The organism is Pedobacter sp. SG908, from assembly GCF_011759615.1.
In the GTDB taxonomy this organism is placed as follows: Bacteria; Bacteroidota; Bacteroidia; order Sphingobacteriales; family Sphingobacteriaceae; genus Pedobacter; species Pedobacter riviphilus.
Genome location: NZ_JAAOYY010000001.1, coordinates 768,509 through 787,410, shown reverse-complemented (window position 1 = coordinate 787,410; position 18,902 = coordinate 768,509). Strand labels below are relative to the sequence as shown.

At 38.3% G+C, this 18,902-nt stretch carries 16 protein-coding genes; 4 read left to right on the top strand and 12 right to left on the bottom strand.

What is annotated here, in order from left to right; genetic code table 11:
* Positions 1-11: 11 nt before the first annotated feature.
* The 3 genes from FHT21_RS03185 to FHT21_RS03175 all read right to left on the bottom strand — a co-directional run bounded on the left by FHT21_RS03185 (position 12) and on the right by FHT21_RS03175 (position 2,557).
* Positions 12-899 carry a flavin reductase family protein gene (locus tag FHT21_RS03185; protein WP_208398932.1) on the bottom strand — a complete coding sequence of 296 codons (888 nt, stop codon included), beginning with the start codon at positions 897-899 and terminating at the stop codon, positions 12-14.
* A gap of 136 nt (positions 900-1,035) precedes the next feature.
* Entirely contained in the window at positions 1,036-2,034 is a 999-nt protein-coding gene (locus FHT21_RS03180; protein WP_167293321.1) for a fumarylacetoacetate hydrolase family protein, read from the bottom strand.
* 67 nt (positions 2,035-2,101) lie between these two features.
* Positions 2,102-2,557 carry a hypothetical protein gene (locus FHT21_RS03175; protein WP_167293320.1) on the bottom strand — a complete coding sequence of 152 codons (456 nt, stop codon included), beginning with the start codon at positions 2,555-2,557 and terminating at the stop codon, positions 2,102-2,104.
* Positions 2,558-2,837: 280 nt separating this feature from the next.
* Between FHT21_RS03175 and FHT21_RS03170 the strand changes: the two genes are divergently transcribed.
* The 3 genes from FHT21_RS03170 to FHT21_RS03160 all read left to right on the top strand — a co-directional run bounded on the left by FHT21_RS03170 (position 2,838) and on the right by FHT21_RS03160 (position 5,850).
* Complete coding sequence (locus FHT21_RS03170; protein WP_167293319.1) at positions 2,838-4,004, top strand: homogentisate 1,2-dioxygenase; 1,167 nt, start codon at positions 2,838-2,840, stop codon at positions 4,002-4,004.
* A gap of 112 nt (positions 4,005-4,116) precedes the next feature.
* On the top strand, positions 4,117-5,247 hold the full coding sequence (gene hppD / locus FHT21_RS03165) for a 4-hydroxyphenylpyruvate dioxygenase (protein ID WP_167293318.1): 1,131 nt from the start codon (positions 4,117-4,119) through the stop codon (positions 5,245-5,247).
* Positions 5,248-5,379: 132 nt separating this feature from the next.
* Positions 5,380-5,850: a hypothetical protein gene (locus FHT21_RS03160; protein WP_167293317.1), complete on the top strand. Its 471-nt coding sequence runs from the start codon at positions 5,380-5,382 to the stop codon at positions 5,848-5,850.
* A 69-nt stretch (positions 5,851-5,919) separates the two neighbouring features.
* Here FHT21_RS03160 and FHT21_RS03155 read toward each other — a convergent pair whose 3' ends face one another.
* Entirely contained in the window at positions 5,920-7,656 is a 1,737-nt protein-coding gene (locus FHT21_RS03155; RefSeq protein WP_167293316.1) for a thiamine pyrophosphate-dependent enzyme, read from the bottom strand.
* Positions 7,657-8,071: 415 nt separating this feature from the next.
* Here FHT21_RS03155 and FHT21_RS03150 point away from each other — a divergent pair, with 415 nt between their 5' ends.
* The gene (locus FHT21_RS03150) at positions 8,072-8,524 is read left to right on the top strand and encodes a hypothetical protein (protein WP_167293315.1); all 453 of its coding nucleotides are present in this window, start codon (positions 8,072-8,074) and stop codon (positions 8,522-8,524) included.
* Between the two features lie 59 nt (positions 8,525-8,583).
* Here FHT21_RS03150 and FHT21_RS03145 read toward each other — a convergent pair whose 3' ends face one another.
* The 8 genes from FHT21_RS03145 to dnaE form a co-directional block, all read right to left on the bottom strand.
* The gene (locus FHT21_RS03145; RefSeq protein WP_167293314.1) at positions 8,584-9,102 is read right to left on the bottom strand and encodes a thioredoxin domain-containing protein; all 519 of its coding nucleotides are present in this window, start codon (positions 9,100-9,102) and stop codon (positions 8,584-8,586) included.
* A gap of 3 nt (positions 9,103-9,105) precedes the next feature.
* The gene (locus FHT21_RS03140) at positions 9,106-9,567 is read right to left on the bottom strand and encodes a redoxin domain-containing protein (protein ID WP_167293313.1); all 462 of its coding nucleotides are present in this window, start codon (positions 9,565-9,567) and stop codon (positions 9,106-9,108) included.
* A gap of 66 nt (positions 9,568-9,633) precedes the next feature.
* The gene (locus tag FHT21_RS03135) at positions 9,634-10,551 is read right to left on the bottom strand and encodes a DUF58 domain-containing protein (protein WP_167293312.1); all 918 of its coding nucleotides are present in this window, start codon (positions 10,549-10,551) and stop codon (positions 9,634-9,636) included.
* Between the two features lie 305 nt (positions 10,552-10,856).
* Positions 10,857-11,387 (bottom strand): hypothetical protein, encoded by a 531-nt coding sequence (locus FHT21_RS03130; protein ID WP_167293311.1) that lies wholly within the window; start codon positions 11,385-11,387, stop codon positions 10,857-10,859.
* Positions 11,377-12,096, bottom strand: coding sequence for a M15 family metallopeptidase (locus FHT21_RS03125; protein ID WP_167293310.1), 720 nt, complete (start codon positions 12,094-12,096; stop codon positions 11,377-11,379). The genes FHT21_RS03130 and FHT21_RS03125 overlap by 11 nt, the downstream gene beginning before the upstream one ends.
* Positions 12,097-12,551: 455 nt before the next feature.
* Complete coding sequence (locus tag FHT21_RS03120) at positions 12,552-13,769, bottom strand: PQQ-dependent sugar dehydrogenase (RefSeq protein ID WP_167293309.1); 1,218 nt, start codon at positions 13,767-13,769, stop codon at positions 12,552-12,554.
* Between the two features lie 127 nt (positions 13,770-13,896).
* A complete protein-coding gene (trxA, locus tag FHT21_RS03115; protein ID WP_039482143.1) occupies positions 13,897-14,217 on the bottom strand; it encodes a thioredoxin in 321 nt (106 codons plus the stop codon).
* A gap of 176 nt (positions 14,218-14,393) precedes the next feature.
* Positions 14,394-18,827 (bottom strand): DNA polymerase III subunit alpha, encoded by a 4,434-nt coding sequence (gene dnaE, locus FHT21_RS03110; RefSeq protein ID WP_167293308.1) that lies wholly within the window; start codon positions 18,825-18,827, stop codon positions 14,394-14,396.
* Between the last annotated feature and the right edge of the window lie 75 nt (positions 18,828-18,902).

The window sequence follows — 18,902 nt, the reverse complement described above, 5'->3', positions numbered from 1 at the left end:
TCTTAATAAATTTAAAGTAAAACAACTTTTAAAGCAAGCTCTACCGCTCCATTTTGAAGAAACTTTTTCGCCAGTTCGTGCAGCTCTCTTTCGCGGTTAGTTGTATCACCTATGGTAGCATCGAGCACTTCTTTTACTTCAGCATGGGTACTGATCAAGTCGATTTCTTCGTCACTTGGTAAATGTTCAACGTTTCCTAACATTCCAAGGTCATTGCCAGATAATACTTTAGAAAAACGGACCGAATGTGGTAAACGATCTATTCCTATGCCCAATTTAGCCAGGGGTTTTGCTACTTTAAACAAATTATCGCCCGTAACCCTACAATACCAATCGCCTCCTAAGCGGGCTACAAGATCGATTTTGTGCTGATCAATCCGACCATTCTCATCTAAAATTGCCTCATCAATATGAATCACCTTTATTTCGGCCAAAACCAGGTTCCCTGCGCCATGATGATCACCTAATGAAATTACCTCATTTACCACACATTCAAACTGTACTGGCGCCTCGGCAACTCTTGGTGGCCGAACCAGATCAGATTTCAACATGGTAAATCCCGCCTTTTCGAATTCGTTTATGCCTTTGGCATATTCGGTACTGGCCAGGCTCATTTGCTGCACCATATCGTAATTTACAATATTGATGACGCATTCTTTAACCTGCAGTACATTTTCCAAGCTATGTTTGGTGGTATTATCGCGCACCCTCCTCGACGGGGAAAAAATACAGATCGGCGGATTTGTACTAAACATATTAAAGAAACTGAAGGGGCTTAAATTAATATTCCCTTCGGCATCGATAGTTGAGGCAAAACAGATCGGCCGCGGAGCGATAGCGTATTGCAAATAATTTTGCAGATCTACAGGTGTTAAATCGGAGGTGTTTAAAGTTAGCAAAATTGATAGGTTAAAAATATTCGAAAGTTTTCTGTAACGATCGTCATGCTGAACTTGTCTCAGCATCTAATCACATAGATCCTAAACTGAATTCAGAATGACGACCGCCTTTCCTAATGATTTAAAAGATCAAAAATTAATGTTTCTTCAACGCCAGGATCGAAAAATCGGTATCTGCTTTAGTAATCGTATTAGTTAAAGCCCCAAGGCCTGTAATTTCCATTTCTACAACATCACCTGGTTGTAACCACTGTACTTTATAATTTGGATCGTTAAGCAAACCAGTACCATTTAACTCTAAGAAACAACCCGTACCCACTGTTCCTGAACCAATTACATCACCCGGAAGAATATCTACACCGTAAGCACAACGTTCTATAATTTCGGCAAAAGTCCAGTCCATATCAGCAGCATTTCCTTTCGAAACTTCGATGCCATTTACTCTGCAGGTCATTTTAAGATCGTAAGCATTACCAACATGCCCTTCTTTAGGCGCAACTTTATATTGCAATAATTCATCAGGCGTTACCAGCCATGGGCCAATTACGGTAGAAAAATCTTTTCCTTTTGCAGGACCTAAATTCAGTAACATCTCTTCCATCTGCAAGGTACGGGCACTCATATCGTTCATTACCATGTAACCAGCAATGTATTCATCAGCCTCAGCAGCTTTAATATTTCTTCCTTTTTTACCGATAACAATGGCAAGCTCCAATTCGAAATCCAGTTTATCAAAATGATCTGGCATACATTCAATTTCTCCAGTACCCTGAATAGCGTTGTGGTTGGTAAAATAAAAGATTGGGTATTCATCAAATTGAGGGATCATATCAACCTTTCTGTTTCTACGTGCCGCAGCAACATGCTGCCTGAAAGCGTATCCATCACGACAACTGGTAGGATGTGGAACAGGCGCTAAAATCTCATAAAAAATTTCTTCTTTAGCAGCTAAACTACCATCTTTTATCTGATCGTCTATCCTTTTTGCCCTTTCCATTAACACTTCGCCTCCTTGCAAAAACGTACTCATATTATCTGGAAGCAATTTATCGCAACTATTTAAGTTATAAATATGTCCATTGATAAATATACCAAGATGCTCCCTGTCTTCGGTTTTATAAGATACTAGTTTCATATATGATTTGGTTAAATACGCGGTAAAGCTAAGAAATTAGGACATTCAAAATAAAACTTAAGCGTTATTATTTTAATACGGTATATTTCTGAAGGTTTGATTTAATTAAAGGAAAATCTTTTGCCTGAAGTGCTTTATAGTGTTTTTTGTTGGAGAGTAATCCGCCGAGCAATAATCCACCAGATACCCCTACTGGTACGCCAGCAGCAATAAGTACTACCGATTCTACCAATTTATCGCTTTTAGCGGCCAACACAAAAAATGTTAAACCTCCGGCAATGGCCAGCGGTACAGCTATCCCCTTTCGATGTATGTATAATGCGCTGATACTATCGGCACTTAATTTTAGGGTGTCCTTCCTGTTTCTGATAATTGTTAAACCATCATCGGCTGCAGCGTAAAAAGAACCTCTTATTGCTTTTCCACTGCGGTCTATAACCCTAATCGTGTACTTGGCCTTTTGTTGCGCAAAAGCGCTATAGCTCAAGGCTAAAAAAATTAAACATGTAAAAATAAACTTCATTGGGATGATTGTATAGTAAGTAATTAAAGGTAATTAAAATTTCAACTTTTAAATAAAATACTTACCTTAGTACCATTAAAACTATGATCTTAAAAGCATTACATATTAATTTAGTAAACGACGCTATTGCGGCCCGTCGCTATAAGATGCTATCCAAGCTGATCATGGCTCAGTATTCACTGTAATTTCATTCATCTTTCTTTTTAGTTAAAACGCGTAGCCGTTTTAATTGTTAATTCATTAGGATTTTTTTCTTTTCTAACCATAACATCATTTAATTATGCCTATTTATCATAAATTGGGGCAGATTCCAGCTAAACGCCACACGGTTTTTCGTAAACCTGATGGAAATCTTTATGCCGAAGAGTTGGTATCAACCGAAGGTTTTTCGAGTTTATATTCATTGGTTTATCATTGCCATCCGCCAACCATAGTAAAACATTTAGGTGAGGCGTACAGTGTTGAGCCAAAAATTGCCCGGGAAAAACACTTGAAACATACGAGTTTAATTGGTTTTAATATTAAACCTGAAGATGATTTTCTAAAAAGCAGAAAAGCAGTTCTGGTGAATAGCGATCTGCATATCGTTTTGGCAGCGCCAAGAAAATCGATGACTGATTATTTCTACAAAAACAGCCAGGCCGATGAAATGATCTTCGTACACGAAGGTTCTGGAAGGCTAAAAACAGGATTCGGAGAAATTAAGTTTGCTTACGGCGATTACCTGATTATCCCAAGGGGGACCATTTATCAGATGGAGTTTGATACCGAACAAAATAGGTTGTTCATTGTAGAAAGTTTTAGTCCGCTAAGATCACCAAAAAGATATTTAAATCAGTTTGGACAGCTAATGGAACATGCACCTTACTGTGAGCGTGATTTAAGACTACCCCAAAACCTGCAAACCAATGATGAATACGGCGATTTTAAGGTGCTGATTAAAAAGCAGGGGCTAATTTATCCCTATACCTATGGCACACATCCTTTTGATTATATAGGTTGGGATGGTTATCATTATCCATATGCCTTCTCTATCCACGATTTTGAGCCAATAACAGGTCGCTTACACCAACCACCCCCAGTTCACCAAACTTTCGAAGGACACAATTTTGTGGTTTGCTCTTTTGTTCCCCGTAAATATGATTACCACCCAGATTCTATTCCGGCACCATATAACCATAGCAATGTAGATAGCGATGAAGTGCTTTATTATGTAGATGGTGATTTTATGAGCCGTAAAAGCGTAGTTAAGGGGCAGATTACTTTACACCCTGGAGGTATTCCGCATGGACCGCACCCCGGTACAGTTGAAAAATCAATCGGAAAAGAAAAAACAGATGAGCTGGCGGTAATGATTGATCCTTTTAAACCTTTAATGCTTACACAGGATGCTTTGGATATTGAGGACGAGAATTATCACAAAAGCTGGCAGATTAATGTAGAGTAAAGTTAGGATGATTAAGATTTCGAGATTATAGGATTTAAAATCTTTAAAATAACACACACAGTTAACCGATTTAAACAATTAAGCGGTTAGCCATTTAAAAATAATAACAACAATGGAAACACAAACATTCGCAGAAAAAATATCAAAAGCACCAGATTTTCTGCCTATTAACGGAACGGATTATATCGAATTTTATGTAGGCAACGCTAAACAAGCTGCCCACTACTATAAAACCGCATTTGGGTTTCAAAGCCTGGCTTATGCCGGCCCGGAAACTGGTGTACGCGATCGTTCATCGTATGTATTGCAACAGGGAAAAATCAGATTGATCTTAACTACAGCGTTAAAATCAGATCACCCGATATCGGAGCACGTCAAAAAACATGGCGATGGTGTAAAAGTATTAGCGCTTTGGGTAGACGATGCTTACAGCGCTTTTGAAGAAACCACAAAACGTGGTGCGAAACCCTACCTAGCACCACAAACTTTGACTGATGAAAATGGAGAGGTTAAGATGAGTGGCATTTATACTTATGGCGAAACTGTACACATGTTTATCGAGCGTAAAAACTATAATGGAACCTTTATGCCAGGTTACCGGGTATGGGAAAGCGATTATCAACCTACCGATACAGGCCTTTTATACATCGATCATTGTGTGGGTAATGTAGGCTGGAACCGCATGAACGAGGCTGTACAATGGTACGAGGATGTAATGGGCTTTGTGAACATTTTATCTTTTGACGATAAGCAGATCAACACAGAATATTCGGCTTTGATGAGTAAGGTAATGAGCAACGGAAATGGCTATTCGAAATTCCCGATTAACGAACCTGCCGAAGGCAAAAAGAAATCGCAGATTGAAGAATACCTGGAATATTATGAAGGTGAAGGCGTTCAACATATTGCTGTTGCCACTAAAGATATTGTTAAAACAGTTAAAGAATTGAAAGCGCGCGGTGTGGAGTTTTTAAGTGCCCCACCAGAAGCTTATTATGATATGATGCCACAGCGTGTAGGTAAAATTGACGAGGAAATCTCACTACTGGAAAGCCTAGGTATTTTGGTCGATTGCGATGAGGAAGGATATTTATTGCAGATTTTCACTAAACCAGTTGAAGACCGCCCTACCCTTTTCTTCGAAATTATTCAGCGTAAAGGCGCACAAAGTTTTGGCGCAGGTAACTTTAAAGCCTTATTTGAATCGTTGGAACGCGAACAGGAATTGAGGGGAAATTTATAGTATTACCAACAACATAAATTAAGGGCAATCAGTAAATCTGGTTGCCTTTTTTATTTACTTATTTTTAGGTATGTGTTAAATCAAATAATTCTTTAAATTTAGATACACACAAATATTTAACCTTAAAGAATTATGAAAACACAACTAATGCTGGTCTTATTACTGGCTGGATCATTCGGCGGCTTCGCCCAACCAAAAGCCGAAATTGTAAAAACCATCAATCAATTGCTGGCGAAAGCAATTGGTGGAACCGATATTGCCTTACATAATGGCGAGGAAACTAAATTTAAAATTACAGCAAATTCATTCTCTATTGATGAAGAAATGAATTTCGGGATTTTCACCATCGGAAAAACCTTTTCCAGCTTAGATCATGCCAGGATAGAAACCTCCAATAAATCGCAGATACAGCATTGGAAAGGATTTAAAGTTAGCCCTGAACAGAATAGTACAACCCTTAAATCAATTTATCCTGTTTTCGAAAAGCGTGAAGATGAACCTGACAATGATAAAAATGGAATCAAATATTATTGTTTAGCAGGTGATGAAGAGAAATTGATAGCAGCGTTAACACAGTTGCAGGGACTTTATAAGAAAAAATAGTTAGATAATTTTTAAAATAGCTCATCATTCCCGCGCCAATCAAGTTGGGAATGACGAAGCTTTTCTAAGCTACAGCACTTCTCCCAAATGTTTGTAATTCGATTTTATGGTATCCATAACCTCGCTCATTTTTCCACCCAGCATTAATTTTGCCATCGATTCTGTCATGCCTTTTATTTGCGCCCATTCTATTTTTGGTGGCATCGCCAAAGCATTCGGATTCGTCATCACATTTAGCAAAACAGGCCCATCTTCATTTAGTGCATAACTGATTGCTGTTTCCACTTCTTCAGGCTTGGCTACGGTTATTCCCTTAAAGCCCATGGCCTGTGCAACCAATGCAAAATCAGGGTTAATCATATCTGTTTCATTATCTGGCAAGCCATCAACTTCCATTTCCAACTTAACCATGCCCAAAGCCCTGTTGTTAAAAACGATTAGCTTTACTGGCAGATTATATTGTTTAATGGTGGCCAGATCGCCTAAGAGCATTGATAAACCACCATCGCCACAAAGGGCAATTACCTGTTTTTCGGGATGTGCCAAGGCAGCCCCTATGGCCATTGGCATAGCGTTTGCCATCGAGCCATGATTAAAAGAACCGAGCATTTTACGTTTGCCCGTTCCATCAATAAAACGTGCTCCCCAAACGCAGCACATGCCAGTATCTACCGTAAAAATGGCATCGTTTGCAGCTAAGCGGTTAAGGGTTTCGGCAACAAATTCAGGCTGGATTTTATTTTCTTCGCCCTGATCGTTTACGTAAACCTGTTGTCTTTCTTTAACCTTTTGATAGAATTCGAGTTGGCTTTTCAGAAAATTTTCATCTTTCTTCTCTTCTAAAAGCGGTAATAATGCCTTAATCGAATCAGTTATATTTCCGCATAAACCCATTGTTAGTTTTGCTCTTCTACCTAACCGTTCAGGTTTTTCGTCAATCTGCACAATCTTGTTCTTTTCGGGCATGAAGTTTACATATGGAAAATCCGTTCCCAACAACAGTACTACATCAGCTTCGTGCATGGCATGGTAACCCGATGGCTGGCCTAAAAGACCTGTCATGCCAACTTCGTAAGGATTATCATATTGGATACCCATTTTACCACGGAACGAAAACCCAACAGGTGCTTTTAATTTAGCCGCAAGTGCAACTACTTCATCATGCGCTTCGGCTGCTCCTATTCCACAATAAAGCATTATTTTCTTTTCGCTATTCAGCAAAGCAGATAAATCATTTAGTTCCAGGTCGGAAGGGCGGATGACCGGCTTATTATTAAACAGTTGCATGGAAGTTACACTTTCAACGGCTTCCAGCTCAGCCACATCACCCGGCAGGCCAAAAACTGCAACTCCTTTTTTATGAATGGCATGTTGAAGGGCGGTTTGAAACATTCTTGGGACTTGTGCCGCGGTGGTGGCTACTTGATTGTAATAACTGCAATCATCGAATAACTTAATGGTATTGGTTTCCTGAAAAAAATCCATACCAAATTCGTTGGTTGGAATGGTTGATGCAATGGCAATTACGGGAACATGCGAGCGATGCGCATCATAAAGTCCATTAATCAAATGCACATGGCCCGGGCCACAACTCCCGGCACAACAGGCTATTCCATCAAGCTCAGCTTCTGCTGCTGCTGCAAAAGCTCCAGCTTCTTCATTGCGAACGTGGATCCACTTGATTTTGCCATTTCGTCTTACCGCATCGTTAAAATAATTTAAACTGTCTCCAGTAACGGCGTAAACTCTTTTTACACCAACTTCAACCAGCATTTCAACCAGTTGTTCTGCCACATTTTTACTCATGAAAGTATTTTTTAATCAGGGATTGTTCATTGTTACCTTATAAATAGATGAAGTACTTATATTGTTTTGAATAACAGCTAGAAAATAAGCCAATCTGACTTACTGAAGACTTTCGTCAGAGCGGTTGTAACAGAAGTATCGCAATATGGAATGGATGAAGTTTCTTCACTAAAACTTCATAATTGAAGTGCACCTTTGATATAACAAAACACGAAGCGATTTCAATTTTGTTAAATTCTAAAAACTCATAATTAGTTTTTTAGTTTTCCGGTTACCCTTATCTGATACCTCATGTATTGCAAAATACATGAGGTTTTTTATTTAAAATTCTGTACCATGAGGGTATAAATGATGCAATAGGTTTATTTAAAAAAAAGCAATAACTTACGGTTATTGAACCACAACAACTCAAACTATGCTTACTAAAGAATTAGGAATATTAATGATTATCTGTTGTGGAGCTTTAAAAATGCCTTTTCAGGAAATAAGCAAACAGGTGGGGCAGGGTAAAATCACGGCTTTTCAAAAATCTGAATCATCAAAATCGATGTTAAATGATACCACCAACAGGCTAAACACTGTTTACGTGAAAGAAGTCAAATATATACACAATAGCAATTTAGGTACATTTGCCAAAATCACGATTAAAAACACAACCAAACAAGTAATAACTGACATTTCTTTTTGTTTGGATGGTTATGTGGCTAAGGGCTGCAATAAAGCATATAATATAAATCAGAAGATTAACCTTAAGCCTAATCAATCATTCGTCATTTCCCAGCGCTTAGTTAAGGATGATTGTGAGGTTCATGTAATCAAAAGCCTTCGCTTCAAATACAGCATAAAAGTTAACTTTTCGCTCGACTAAAGAGGCTTATCCTATAAATTACTAAGCTTATAGGTTGACGCCGCCTTGCATATTTTAACTTATTCGGCACTTTCTTTAAGCATCTGGTACAAATCGGTTGCACCTCCGTCAAACTTGGTTCCGTTTACATAAAATGAAGGCGTTCCATTTACACCACTCCGTACACCGCTATCAAAATCATTTTCTATTTTGCTTTTGATTTCTTCCGAAGTGCAATCTTGCTGAAACTGCTCCAGGTCTAAACCAATCGTTTCAGCCAATTCGTCGAACAGCTCACCATTTAAACGGTATTGATTTTCGAAGAGTGCATCGTGCATTTCCCAAAACTTATCTTGTAAACCTGCGGCTTCTGCAGCAATAGCTGCTGGAAAAGCAAACTCATGAGCATTTGCCAAAGGAAAATGGCGGAAGATAAATCTGATCTGATGGCCAAATGTTTCTTCAATTTCCTTCATAATCGGATAGGCATTGCCACAATAGGGGCATTGATAATCGCCAAACTCCACAATGGTTACACTCACCGAATCATCACCTTGAATATGATCTCGACTATTTATTTCTGGTTTTAAAGTGCTCATAACTTATTTCTTATCTAATTCCTCTAATGCCTCTAAAATTCCGTCGGCACCAGGATTAACGGCTATTGGCGACAAATAACTCCAGGCAATTTTTCCTTCTCTATCAATAACAAAAAGTGCCCTTTTGCTTTCGCCAAGTTCTTCATCGTACACACCATAAGCTTTTGACACTGCACCTTTTGGTTCAAAATCTGCCAACAAGGGAAAATGCAGTTTTCTATTTTCTTCGAAAGCGAGGTGACACCAAACACTATCAACGGAAACACCGAAAATCTGTGCATCATACTTGTTAAAATATTTTAGCATTTCGTTATAAAGTGCCATTTGGTCGCTACATACCGGGCTCCAATCGGCAGGATAAAAAGCCAGGATTACATTTTTACCTTTAAAATCTTTAAGTTTTATTTTCTGATCGGGAGTAGCATTCAATTCGAAATCTGGTGCTATAGCGCCTTTTTCTAACATATTGTGGAGTTTAAATTTAAACCTTTTATTAAACAGCATTGGCGTGCTGTTGTTTGTAACAAAATTTCAACCTAATTTTTGCCGTTTGATTAGGTAAGACTGAAGGATTGGGTAAAAGCCCTCCATCATATCGGCATCAATTAAGTCGATTTTATATTGGGCACATTTTAGCGCAATTTGCTGACGATAAGAGGAAATTGCCGCTGTATAATTTTCCTTTACCTGATTAGTGTGCACTTTAATCGTTTCTCCAGTTTCCATATCAATAAACTGGTATGGACGGTTCTCAAAATTAAACTCCACTTCTTTTGATTTATCTACTACATTAAAAACCACCACTTCATGTTTGTTGAATTTTAAATGCTGCAGGGCATCAAAAAATTCGTCTGTTTTATTGGCACTAGTCTGCGTATTAAATAAATCACTGAAAATAATAACCAAAGAGCGTTTATGAATTAATTCGGCAACCTGATGTAAAGCTTCGCTCAAATTAGTCTGTGCATTTACCTTAGGCTTGTGCAACAGGTCTTCTAATTGTGTAAACAAATATTTTTGGTGTACAGTAGTCGACTTTGCTGGCGAATTTAACAGTATTTCATCTGTAAATAAGCTTAAACCGAAGGCATCGCGCTGTTTCTTCAGCAGGTACATTAATGAAGCAGTAGCCTGTATGGAGAAAATCAGTTTGTTGTTTTTAGGTTCTGGAAAATACATTGATGAGGAAACATCAATCACAAACTGACAACGCAAATTTGTTTCTTCTTCAAAACGTTTACTATAAAGTTTATCCGTTTTGGCGTATAATTTCCAGTCGATATTTTTAACATTATCACCATTATTATACTGTCGGTGCTCAGCAAATTCGACCGAAAAGCCATGAAAAGGGCTTTTATGCAGCCCCGTAATAAAACCTTCTACCACTTGTTGGGCGAGCAATTCTAAATTACCATAGCTTGTTTCGTTCTCGTAGTTTACAGCCTGCATATGGTAAAGCTAATAAAAGATTTATTAAAAAACCTGTAAAAACCCATCAGCTTTTTAAACTTAATTAAATAGTGAACTGCAAACTATAAATAACAACCTGCAAACTGATTTGGGTGTTCTCAAAGCTACGCAAGGGTGTGGCTTTGCAGGGCTGCACCTCGCTCCGGTACAGATGAAAAATCGGTACTGAACCCTTACAATCCCCAATGCAAAACCCATAGTTTAAAACCCATCAAATTTGGAAATATAATAAAAATGGCCCCTATTCGATCCACAAAACCGAACTCATTAGCAAAATTCGAAACCTATTTTTCGTTTAAAATATCCATAACCTGTTTAAGTGCTTCTTTTATTTCAGTGTGAGATAATGCTAAGGTGACATTAGGCTTTGCTATAGCTTTAATCACTTTATCTTCAGCCAAATAATAACGTGTTTCTATTGTTTTTTTTATCTTAAAATCTTTCAGATACATAGGTTTATCATAAAAAAATTCTTTCTTGTATAGAAAAAATAATTTTTTGTTGTTAAAGTAATAATCTGTTTCAGCCTTTCCGGTTTCGCCATAAAAGATACAATGTATCTTTTTAAGTACGCCTTTTTTATAATAGCCAGTCACTTCACCACCTTCTGCAGACATTCCGAAAGCATCTTTGGTTTTCTTTTTAAAAAATTTCAGTTGTTTATTGATTAATGCAAAATCTGACTGGATTTTCTTGATTAATGCCGTACTATCTACCGCATTTCTCATTGGATTTTTATCAACTGCAAAAGTATTATAGCTGCTACAAATAACCGCAATTAACAATATTAGAAATCTCTTCATGCTATTTTTCATTTTTTAAATCTTTAATGCTTTTCCCAAAAGTCATCTGGAAGTGCGGATAGTCTTTAAAACCTTTCCAATTCCCTCCCCATTCAAATCCGAGTTGTTCTCCAATTTTAACCACTTCCCTAGGCAAAATGCTCCAAACAGCCTGACCTTCTTTAACAATTACCACATCCATTGCTAATGCATAATTATGATAGCTTGAGCCTCCCTTTGCTTTAGTTACAATGTTACCTGGAGTTGTTCTTCCCTGATTGTAAAGTGCGTTTTGCTCATCAATAGTTCTTAACGCTTGTACAATCCTCAATTGTATCCCAAGTTCTTCTTCAACTGTATTAATAAATTCTCTCGCAGGATTTTGTAACCTTCTATCCAAAGTTAAAATCCTTTTATTTGTCGTATCATCCCAAGTTGGCCTTAAATATATAGGTAGCCCATTCTCAACAATTAATAGTAGAGACTTTGTTTTTTTATTAAATTTTATACTCTTTCTTCTACTACAAAATATTCCCGAATCAAGAAAATAATAATCTATATCTGCTCCACCTTTAGTGGATTTTTTTTCCACAATATAATTTCTATGAATAGTATCAATAATTAAAGTTATTGAGGAGCTGGGATATGAGCATGAATTAAAGCCCTGAAATGATTTAAAAGGATCATAAAATGTAAATAAGATACCTGCATTCCTTTTTTCTTTTAAAGAATATTCCATCATTATGTTATTAATGTTTTGACAACTAATTATTAAATCACAATAAAATAATAGGGAATAATAAATTCATAGCAATTAGAATGCCATAGTTACATCGGGGTTACGTTTAAAAACAGCGCCAACACAAATGCGGTTTTTAAATAGTATCTGGTTTCTTACTTGATGAGCTACAACACTCCCGACCCTGCTTATGCTGATGAAACCTGTGAAACAAGCAAGTACATCATCCAATAATAAAAATAAGTGATTAACTCGGCATCCCGCCACGGTCGGGTTCAGGTGGCACCAACTATGCTGCTATCCATAGTAAATAAACCTAATGGTAGTGAGCATCCTGATCTTTCATCAGGGTAAAACGGACAGCTGGACTGAAAATACCATGAAAAACAGAGCCTTCATTTCAAAAAAAATCCCGAACTCCAATAAAGAATTCGGGATTAATATTTTAAAAAACCTAATTATTTCTTTGCTATTCTATATAAATGTCCGTTATCGGTTACCGAATAAAGTGCACCATCTTTACCTTCCACCATATCGCGGAAACGTTCGCCTTTACCTTCCAGCAAACGCTCTTCGCCAACAATTTTGTCATCTTTTATCACCAATCGGATAATATGCGAACCACTTAAACCACCTACAAATAAATTACCTTTCCACTCGGCTATGCTGTTACTGTTATAAAAAGCAATACAACCGGGCGAGATGCTCGGGTTCCAGTAATAAACCGGTTGTTCCATGCCTTCTTTCTGTGTAATGCCATCGCCAACTTTTTTTCCACTATATTCTGTTCCATAGGTAATAATCGGCCAGCCATAATTTTTGCCTGGTTTAATGATGTTTACCTCATCGCCACCTTTCGGTCCAAATTCGGCTTCCCATAAATCTCCGGTTGAGGGATTAATGGCTAAACCATCCGGATTACGGAGTCCATAAGCATAAATTTCAGGTCGGGCGTCGGCTTTACCTGCAAATGGACCATTTGCAACTGCTTTTCCCTCAGGAGTAAGGTGCAAAATTTTCCCTAACGAAGAGTTTAAATATTGTGCCTGTATCCTGATATCGTTACCTGAACGCTCGCCAGTACTTACAAATAAATTTCCATTTTTATCGAAAACAATTCTCGATCCGTACTGCAGTTTACCGGTATAAGCTGGTGTAGCACGGTAAATAATGGTCTGGTTTTCGATTGAGGTTTCGTTTGCCGCCAATTTACCTTTGGCAATAGCCAATAAAACACCTTTATCCTGTGGTTCTGAATAAGCCCAATAAATCATCCTATTTTTTGCAAAGTTCGGGTCTAAGGTTACATCTAATAAACCGCCCTGGCCAGATGGATCTACCTTTGGCAAACCGGTTATTTTTTTGCTTAATTTACCATCTTGCGTAAGGATTACCATGGTACCCTGCTTTTGAGTAATTAAGAAGCCACCATTCGGAAGAACTGAAATGGCCCACGGATTTTCTAACTTTTCATTAATAATCTTGATATCCAGAGGGGTTTTCGTCTTTACACCTGCAATTCGGGTCTGACCTGCAAATGCTGGCTTATAATCCGCTGATGGTTCATTGGTTTCAACAGGGTTCTGCGCCGATACACATGCAATATTTGCACAGTTTAGTGTTATACCTGCCAATAAAATACCTAAAGTTTTATTGTTAAATAAGTTAATAGACATGATTGTGAGTTTTTTATTAAAGAAACAAAATTATGTTTGCAATAAAAAACCCAAATCCATCAAATGAACTTGGGTTTTAAATATGTTACAAGCCCTTGGGCTTTGTTATTTTTGTTTTAAGCTTAAACTAAGCCAATTGCTTGTTTAATTTTTCTGCCAATACTGATTTTGGAACAGCACCAACTTGTTTGTCAACAACCTCACCGCCTTTAAAGTATAATAAAGCAGGGATGTTACGGATACCAAACTGCATTGAAATTTGAGGGTTGTTATCAACGTTTACTTTTCCAACTACCGCTTTGCCATCATATTCTTTTGCGATTTCTTCTACTACCGGACCAACCATGCGACAAGGGCCACACCATTCTGCCCAAAAATCTACTAATACGGGTTTATCTGATTTTAATACAAGCTCCTCGAAGTTTGCATCTGTGATTTCTAATGCCATAATTATTTTTTTTATGTTCAAATATATGTATTCAATTGTAATGCCAACCCATCTGTAATGTCAATTTGACATTACGTAAACTCTTTTATACCCACATCAACCTGATCCTGTTTCAGGATCTATCACGATTAAGATGCTGAAATAAATTCAGCATGATGCATCAGGAACGCCAAACACTAGTTTAACTTGTAATTAACAACATTAAGCCCTAGTAATTGTTCCAAAAACTTATTACTTGGATTTATTTTAAGATTTTTGGATGGCATATCCAACATAATCTCTTTTTCCCGATCAAAAACAGCGAAGTTAAGTTGGCAGTTCTGCTGTTCAGAGTTTGCCTTATTGTCTGCTAATATAGCTTCAATCTCCCGCATGAGTTGATCGTTAACCCGTTCAATTGGCACTTGGATAGTTAAACTTTTCGCTAATTTATCCCTCAGTTCAGACATTAAATTAATGGCGGTGATTTTAAATTCCCAATCGCCAGCTTTACCGAAACGCTCACCAACCCTGCCTCTAATCTGTAAGAAATATCCTTCGGTTAAAAACGATTTAAATTTTAGAAAATCTTCACCAAACAAGGCCATTTCACTTGCATCTTCATAATCTTCGAAAACAAAAGTACCAAATGGCTTACCTGTTTTGGTAATCCTTTGCGATGCCGTAACTACGAGTCCGCCTACACAAAGTTCCCGGTTTTTTAGTTTTTCGAATTCGGCTAATATATCTTCGTTACTATCGCCCATACGCACCTTATTAATGATACTCAGCTGTTTAACACCATGTGTACAGAATTTATCGAGCTCCAGTTTATAATTATCTAAGGGGTGGCCAGATAGGAAAATCCCAATAGCATCTTTTTCGTATTTTAACCTATCCATTAATGCCCATTCTGGCGAAACTGGCAAACTTGGTTCTAAAATGAGGTCAGCTTTAGAGCCGCCAAACAAAGAAGCCTGTGAGGTACTTTCGTTGTTTTGAAAATCGTTGGCATATTTAATAATCTTTTCGATGCCGTTCATTTTATCGTTCGGGCCGATATAAAAATACTGTGCCCTATGACCTCCAAATGCATCGAAAGCACCACTATACACAAAACTTTCGTAAGCTTTTTTATTTACAATGCGTGTGTTGGATCGCTTGGCGAAATCGTACACATTAATATAAGGGCCATTTGCCGATCTTTCTTCAATAATACTTTCTACTGCCTTTTCACCAACACCTTTTACTGCCGACATACCGAAACGAACTTCACCTTTGGCATTTACCGAAAATTTAAGATCGGATTCGTTAACATCGGGACCTAATACGGTAACACTCATCTGCCGGCACTCTTCCATGAAGAAAGCTACCTGTTTAATATCACTCATGTTATTGGATAGTACCGCAGCCATATATTCAGCAGGATAATGTGCTTTTAAGTATGCGGTTTGATAGGCAATCCATGCATAACAGGTAGAGTGCGATTTATTGAAGGCATAGGATGCAAATGCTTCCCAATCTTTCCATATTTTTTCCAAAGTTGCAGCATCGTGACCTTTTTCGGCCGCTTGTTTCACAAATTTTGGCTTCATTTTATCTAGAACGTCTTTCTGCTTCTTACCCATTGCCTTACGCAGCACGTCGGCCTCACCTTTGGTAAATCCGGCTAGTTTCTGCGATAAAAGCATTACCTGCTCCTGGTAAACGGTAATTCCGTAAGTTTCTTTCAAATACTCTTCGCAGGCATCTAAATCGTACTTAATTTCTTCTTCGCCATTTTTACGGCGAACGAAACTTGGGATGTACTCCATTGGCCCTGGGCGATATAATGCGTTCATCGCAATTAAATCGTCAAAAACCGTTGGTTTTAGCTCCTTCATATATTTCTGCATACCCGGACTCTCGTACTGAAAAATCCCGATGGTTTCACCACGTTGGAAAAGTTCATAAGTCAAGGTATCATCAATAGGGAAATTATCCGGATCGAGATCAATACCAAACCGTTTTTTAACCAGTTTTACGGTATCCTTTATTAGGGTAAGGGTTTTTAAACCCAAAAAGTCCATCTTTAATAAACCCGCGCTTTCTACAACGGAGTTATCAAACTGGGTAACATATAAATCAGAATCTTTGGCTACTGATACGGGAACAAAATTGGTAATATCACTCGGTGTAATAATAACCCCACAGGCGTGAATACCCGTATTACGCAACGATCCCTCTAAAATCTGTGCCTGCTGAATGGTTTCTGCACTTAAATCTTTCTGACTGCCTAGATTTTTAAGTTCTAAAACTTTTTCATATTCATCTGGCCGCAAAGCATCTTTTAAGCTTTTTTCGTCAAGGTTAAAAATTTTAGCCAGCTTCATATTCGGAATCAGCTTGGCAATTTTATCGGCCTCAAACAATGGAAGGTCTAACACACGTGCCGTATCGCGGATAGACGATTTGGCAGCCATGGTGCCATAAGTAATAATCTGTGCTACCTGGTTGGCGCCATATTTATTAATTACATAGTCCATTACCCTGCCACGACCCTCATCATCAAAATCGATATCGATATCGGGCATAGATACACGATCCGGATTTAAGAAACGCTCGAAAAGGAGATCGTATTTAATCGGATCGATGTTGGTAATCCCGAGGCAATAAGCAACAGCAGAACCTGCCGCCGACCCCCTGCCTGGACCAACTGATACATCAAGGTTTCTCGCTTCGGCGATAAAATCTTGTACGATCAGGAAATAACCCGGATAACCGGTTTTTTCGATCGTTGCCAGCTCAAAATCCAAACGTTCGATAACATCATCCGTTAATGTTCCGTATCGGCGCTTAGCACCTTCGTAGGTTAAATGCCTTAAAAACTTGTTTTCACCACGTTTTCCACCATCGGCTTCATCTTCAGCAACCAAAAATTCTTCAGGAATATCGAATTTTGGCAAGAGTACCTCGCGGGCAAGTTTGTAGATTTCAATTTTATCCAGAATTTCCTGAATATTCAAAATTGCCTCAGGCAGATCAGCAAAAAGCGCCTTCATTTCATCGCCCGATTTGAAATAGTATTCCTGGTTTGGCAATCCATAACGGTAACCGCGACCGCGACCGATCGGTGTGGCTTGTTTTTCACCGTCTTTTACACAAAGTAAAATATCGTGCGCGTTGGCATCCTTTTTATTAATGTAATAAGTATTATTGGTGGCCACCAGTTTAACTGAATGTTTATTGGCCAGGGCAATTAAAGTTTCGTTTACACGGTCTTCATCTTCCTGGTTATGGCGCATTATCTCTACATAAAAATCATCACCAAATTGAGCTTTCCACCAAAGTAAAGCTTCTTCTGCCTGATTTTCACCGAGATTTAATATTTTATTCGAAATCTCTCCCGCAAGGTTTCCGGAAAGGACAATAATATCTTCTTTGTACTGTTCAATTACCTGCCTATCGATACGTGGAACGTAATAAAAACCTTTAGTATAGGCAATAGACGACATTTTAGCCAGGTTATGATAGCCTTTTTTGTTTTTCGCCAACAGTACCATCTGGTAACCATTATCTTTTGCTGTCCGGTCTAAGTGATTGCCACAAACAAAAAACTCAACTCCAACAATAGGTGTCATTACCACCTCGGTTGGGCGCTCGCCCGATTCAATTGCTGCAGCATTTTTTGCTTCAGCAGCTTTATTATGGTTTAAAACATGATTTACAAAGTGAAAAGCTCCCATCATGTTTGCATGATCGGTCATGGCTACCGCTGGCATTTTTTGCGCCGCCGCAGCTTTTACCAGATCGGGGATACTGATGGTACTCTGCAATACGGAAAATTGGGTATGGTTATGCAAATGCACAAAAGTGGCTGCTGCAAGCTCTTGTTTATTATCTGCAAGTGTTTGTTTAGAAATTCCGCCGCTTTCCGTTTTTTGCTGGCGCTTGCGGATTTCATCAGAAGCAGCTTTTAAATTAATGTGTTTTAAACCAACACCTTCAATCGTTGCTGGATTTACTTCTCTAAAACGAGGAAAATATTCTACATCAACCTGTAATTCTTCTTTTTTGAAAACCTCTCTTTTTACCAACTCTAAGAAACAACGTGTAGTTGCTTCCACATCGGCAGTTGCGTTGTGGGCTTCGTTAAAAGGAACACCAAACAAATAAGCGTGTAACTCGGTTAAGGTTGGCAGTTTAAATCTTCCACCCCTACCTCCAGGCAATTGTAAAAGCTGGGCGGTAACTTCGGTACAGGTATCCAAAACAGGCATTTCTGCTAAACGATTGGCCACCCCAAAACGGTGAAACTCACAGCCCATGATGTTCACATCGAAACCAACATTTTGCCCTACGATAAACTTTGCCTTATTTAAAACCTCGTTAAATTTGGCCAGCATTTCGTCGAAACTGACACCTTGTTCGGTAGCGAGTTCGGTAGAGATACCGTGGATTCTTTCTGCATCATATGGAATATTAAAACCCTCTGGTTTAACTAAATAATCCTGATGTTCGACCAATCTCCCCATCTCATCATGCAATTGCCAGGCAATTTGTATACAACGCGGCCAATTATCCGTATCGGTAATAGGTGCATTATAATTACGTGGCAAACCAGTGGTTTCAGTATCAAAAATTAAGTACATATTGTGCGGTAAAGAATTAACCGTTTTAGAATAATAACGGTTCTTCAAAAATAAGGAATTTGAAGGTTGAAGTTG

What these genes read in the sequence shown, in the direction of transcription:
- FHT21_RS03180 (WP_167293321.1), bottom strand. Translation starts at nt 2,034, where the DNA reads ATGAAACTAGTATCTTATAAAACCGAAGACAGGGAGCATCTTGGTATA.
- FHT21_RS03175 (WP_167293320.1), bottom strand. Translation starts at nt 2,557, where the DNA reads ATGAAGTTTATTTTTACATGTTTAATTTTTTTAGCCTTGAGCTATAGC.
- FHT21_RS03170 (WP_167293319.1), top strand. Translation starts at nt 2,838, where the DNA reads ATGCCTATTTATCATAAATTGGGGCAGATTCCAGCTAAACGCCACACG.
- hppD (WP_167293318.1), top strand. Translation starts at nt 4,117, where the DNA reads ATGGAAACACAAACATTCGCAGAAAAAATATCAAAAGCACCAGATTTT.
- FHT21_RS03160 (WP_167293317.1), top strand. Translation starts at nt 5,380, where the DNA reads ATGAAAACACAACTAATGCTGGTCTTATTACTGGCTGGATCATTCGGC.
- FHT21_RS03155 (WP_167293316.1), bottom strand. Translation starts at nt 7,656, where the DNA reads ATGAGTAAAAATGTGGCAGAACAACTGGTTGAAATGCTGGTTGAAGTT.
- FHT21_RS03150 (WP_167293315.1), top strand. Translation starts at nt 8,072, where the DNA reads ATGCTTACTAAAGAATTAGGAATATTAATGATTATCTGTTGTGGAGCT.
- FHT21_RS03145 (WP_167293314.1), bottom strand. Translation starts at nt 9,102, where the DNA reads ATGAGCACTTTAAAACCAGAAATAAATAGTCGAGATCATATTCAAGGT.
- FHT21_RS03140 (WP_167293313.1), bottom strand. Translation starts at nt 9,567, where the DNA reads ATGTTAGAAAAAGGCGCTATAGCACCAGATTTCGAATTGAATGCTACT.
- FHT21_RS03135 (WP_167293312.1), bottom strand. Translation starts at nt 10,551, where the DNA reads ATGCAGGCTGTAAACTACGAGAACGAAACAAGCTATGGTAATTTAGAA.
- FHT21_RS03130 (WP_167293311.1), bottom strand. Translation starts at nt 11,387, where the DNA reads ATGAAAAATAGCATGAAGAGATTTCTAATATTGTTAATTGCGGTTATT.
- FHT21_RS03125 (WP_167293310.1), bottom strand. Translation starts at nt 12,096, where the DNA reads ATGATGGAATATTCTTTAAAAGAAAAAAGGAATGCAGGTATCTTATTT.
- FHT21_RS03120 (WP_167293309.1), bottom strand. Translation starts at nt 13,769, where the DNA reads ATGTCTATTAACTTATTTAACAATAAAACTTTAGGTATTTTATTGGCA.
- trxA (WP_039482143.1), bottom strand. Translation starts at nt 14,217, where the DNA reads ATGGCATTAGAAATCACAGATGCAAACTTCGAGGAGCTTGTATTAAAA.
- dnaE (WP_167293308.1), bottom strand. Translation starts at nt 18,827, where the DNA reads ATGTACTTAATTTTTGATACTGAAACCACTGGTTTGCCACGTAATTAT.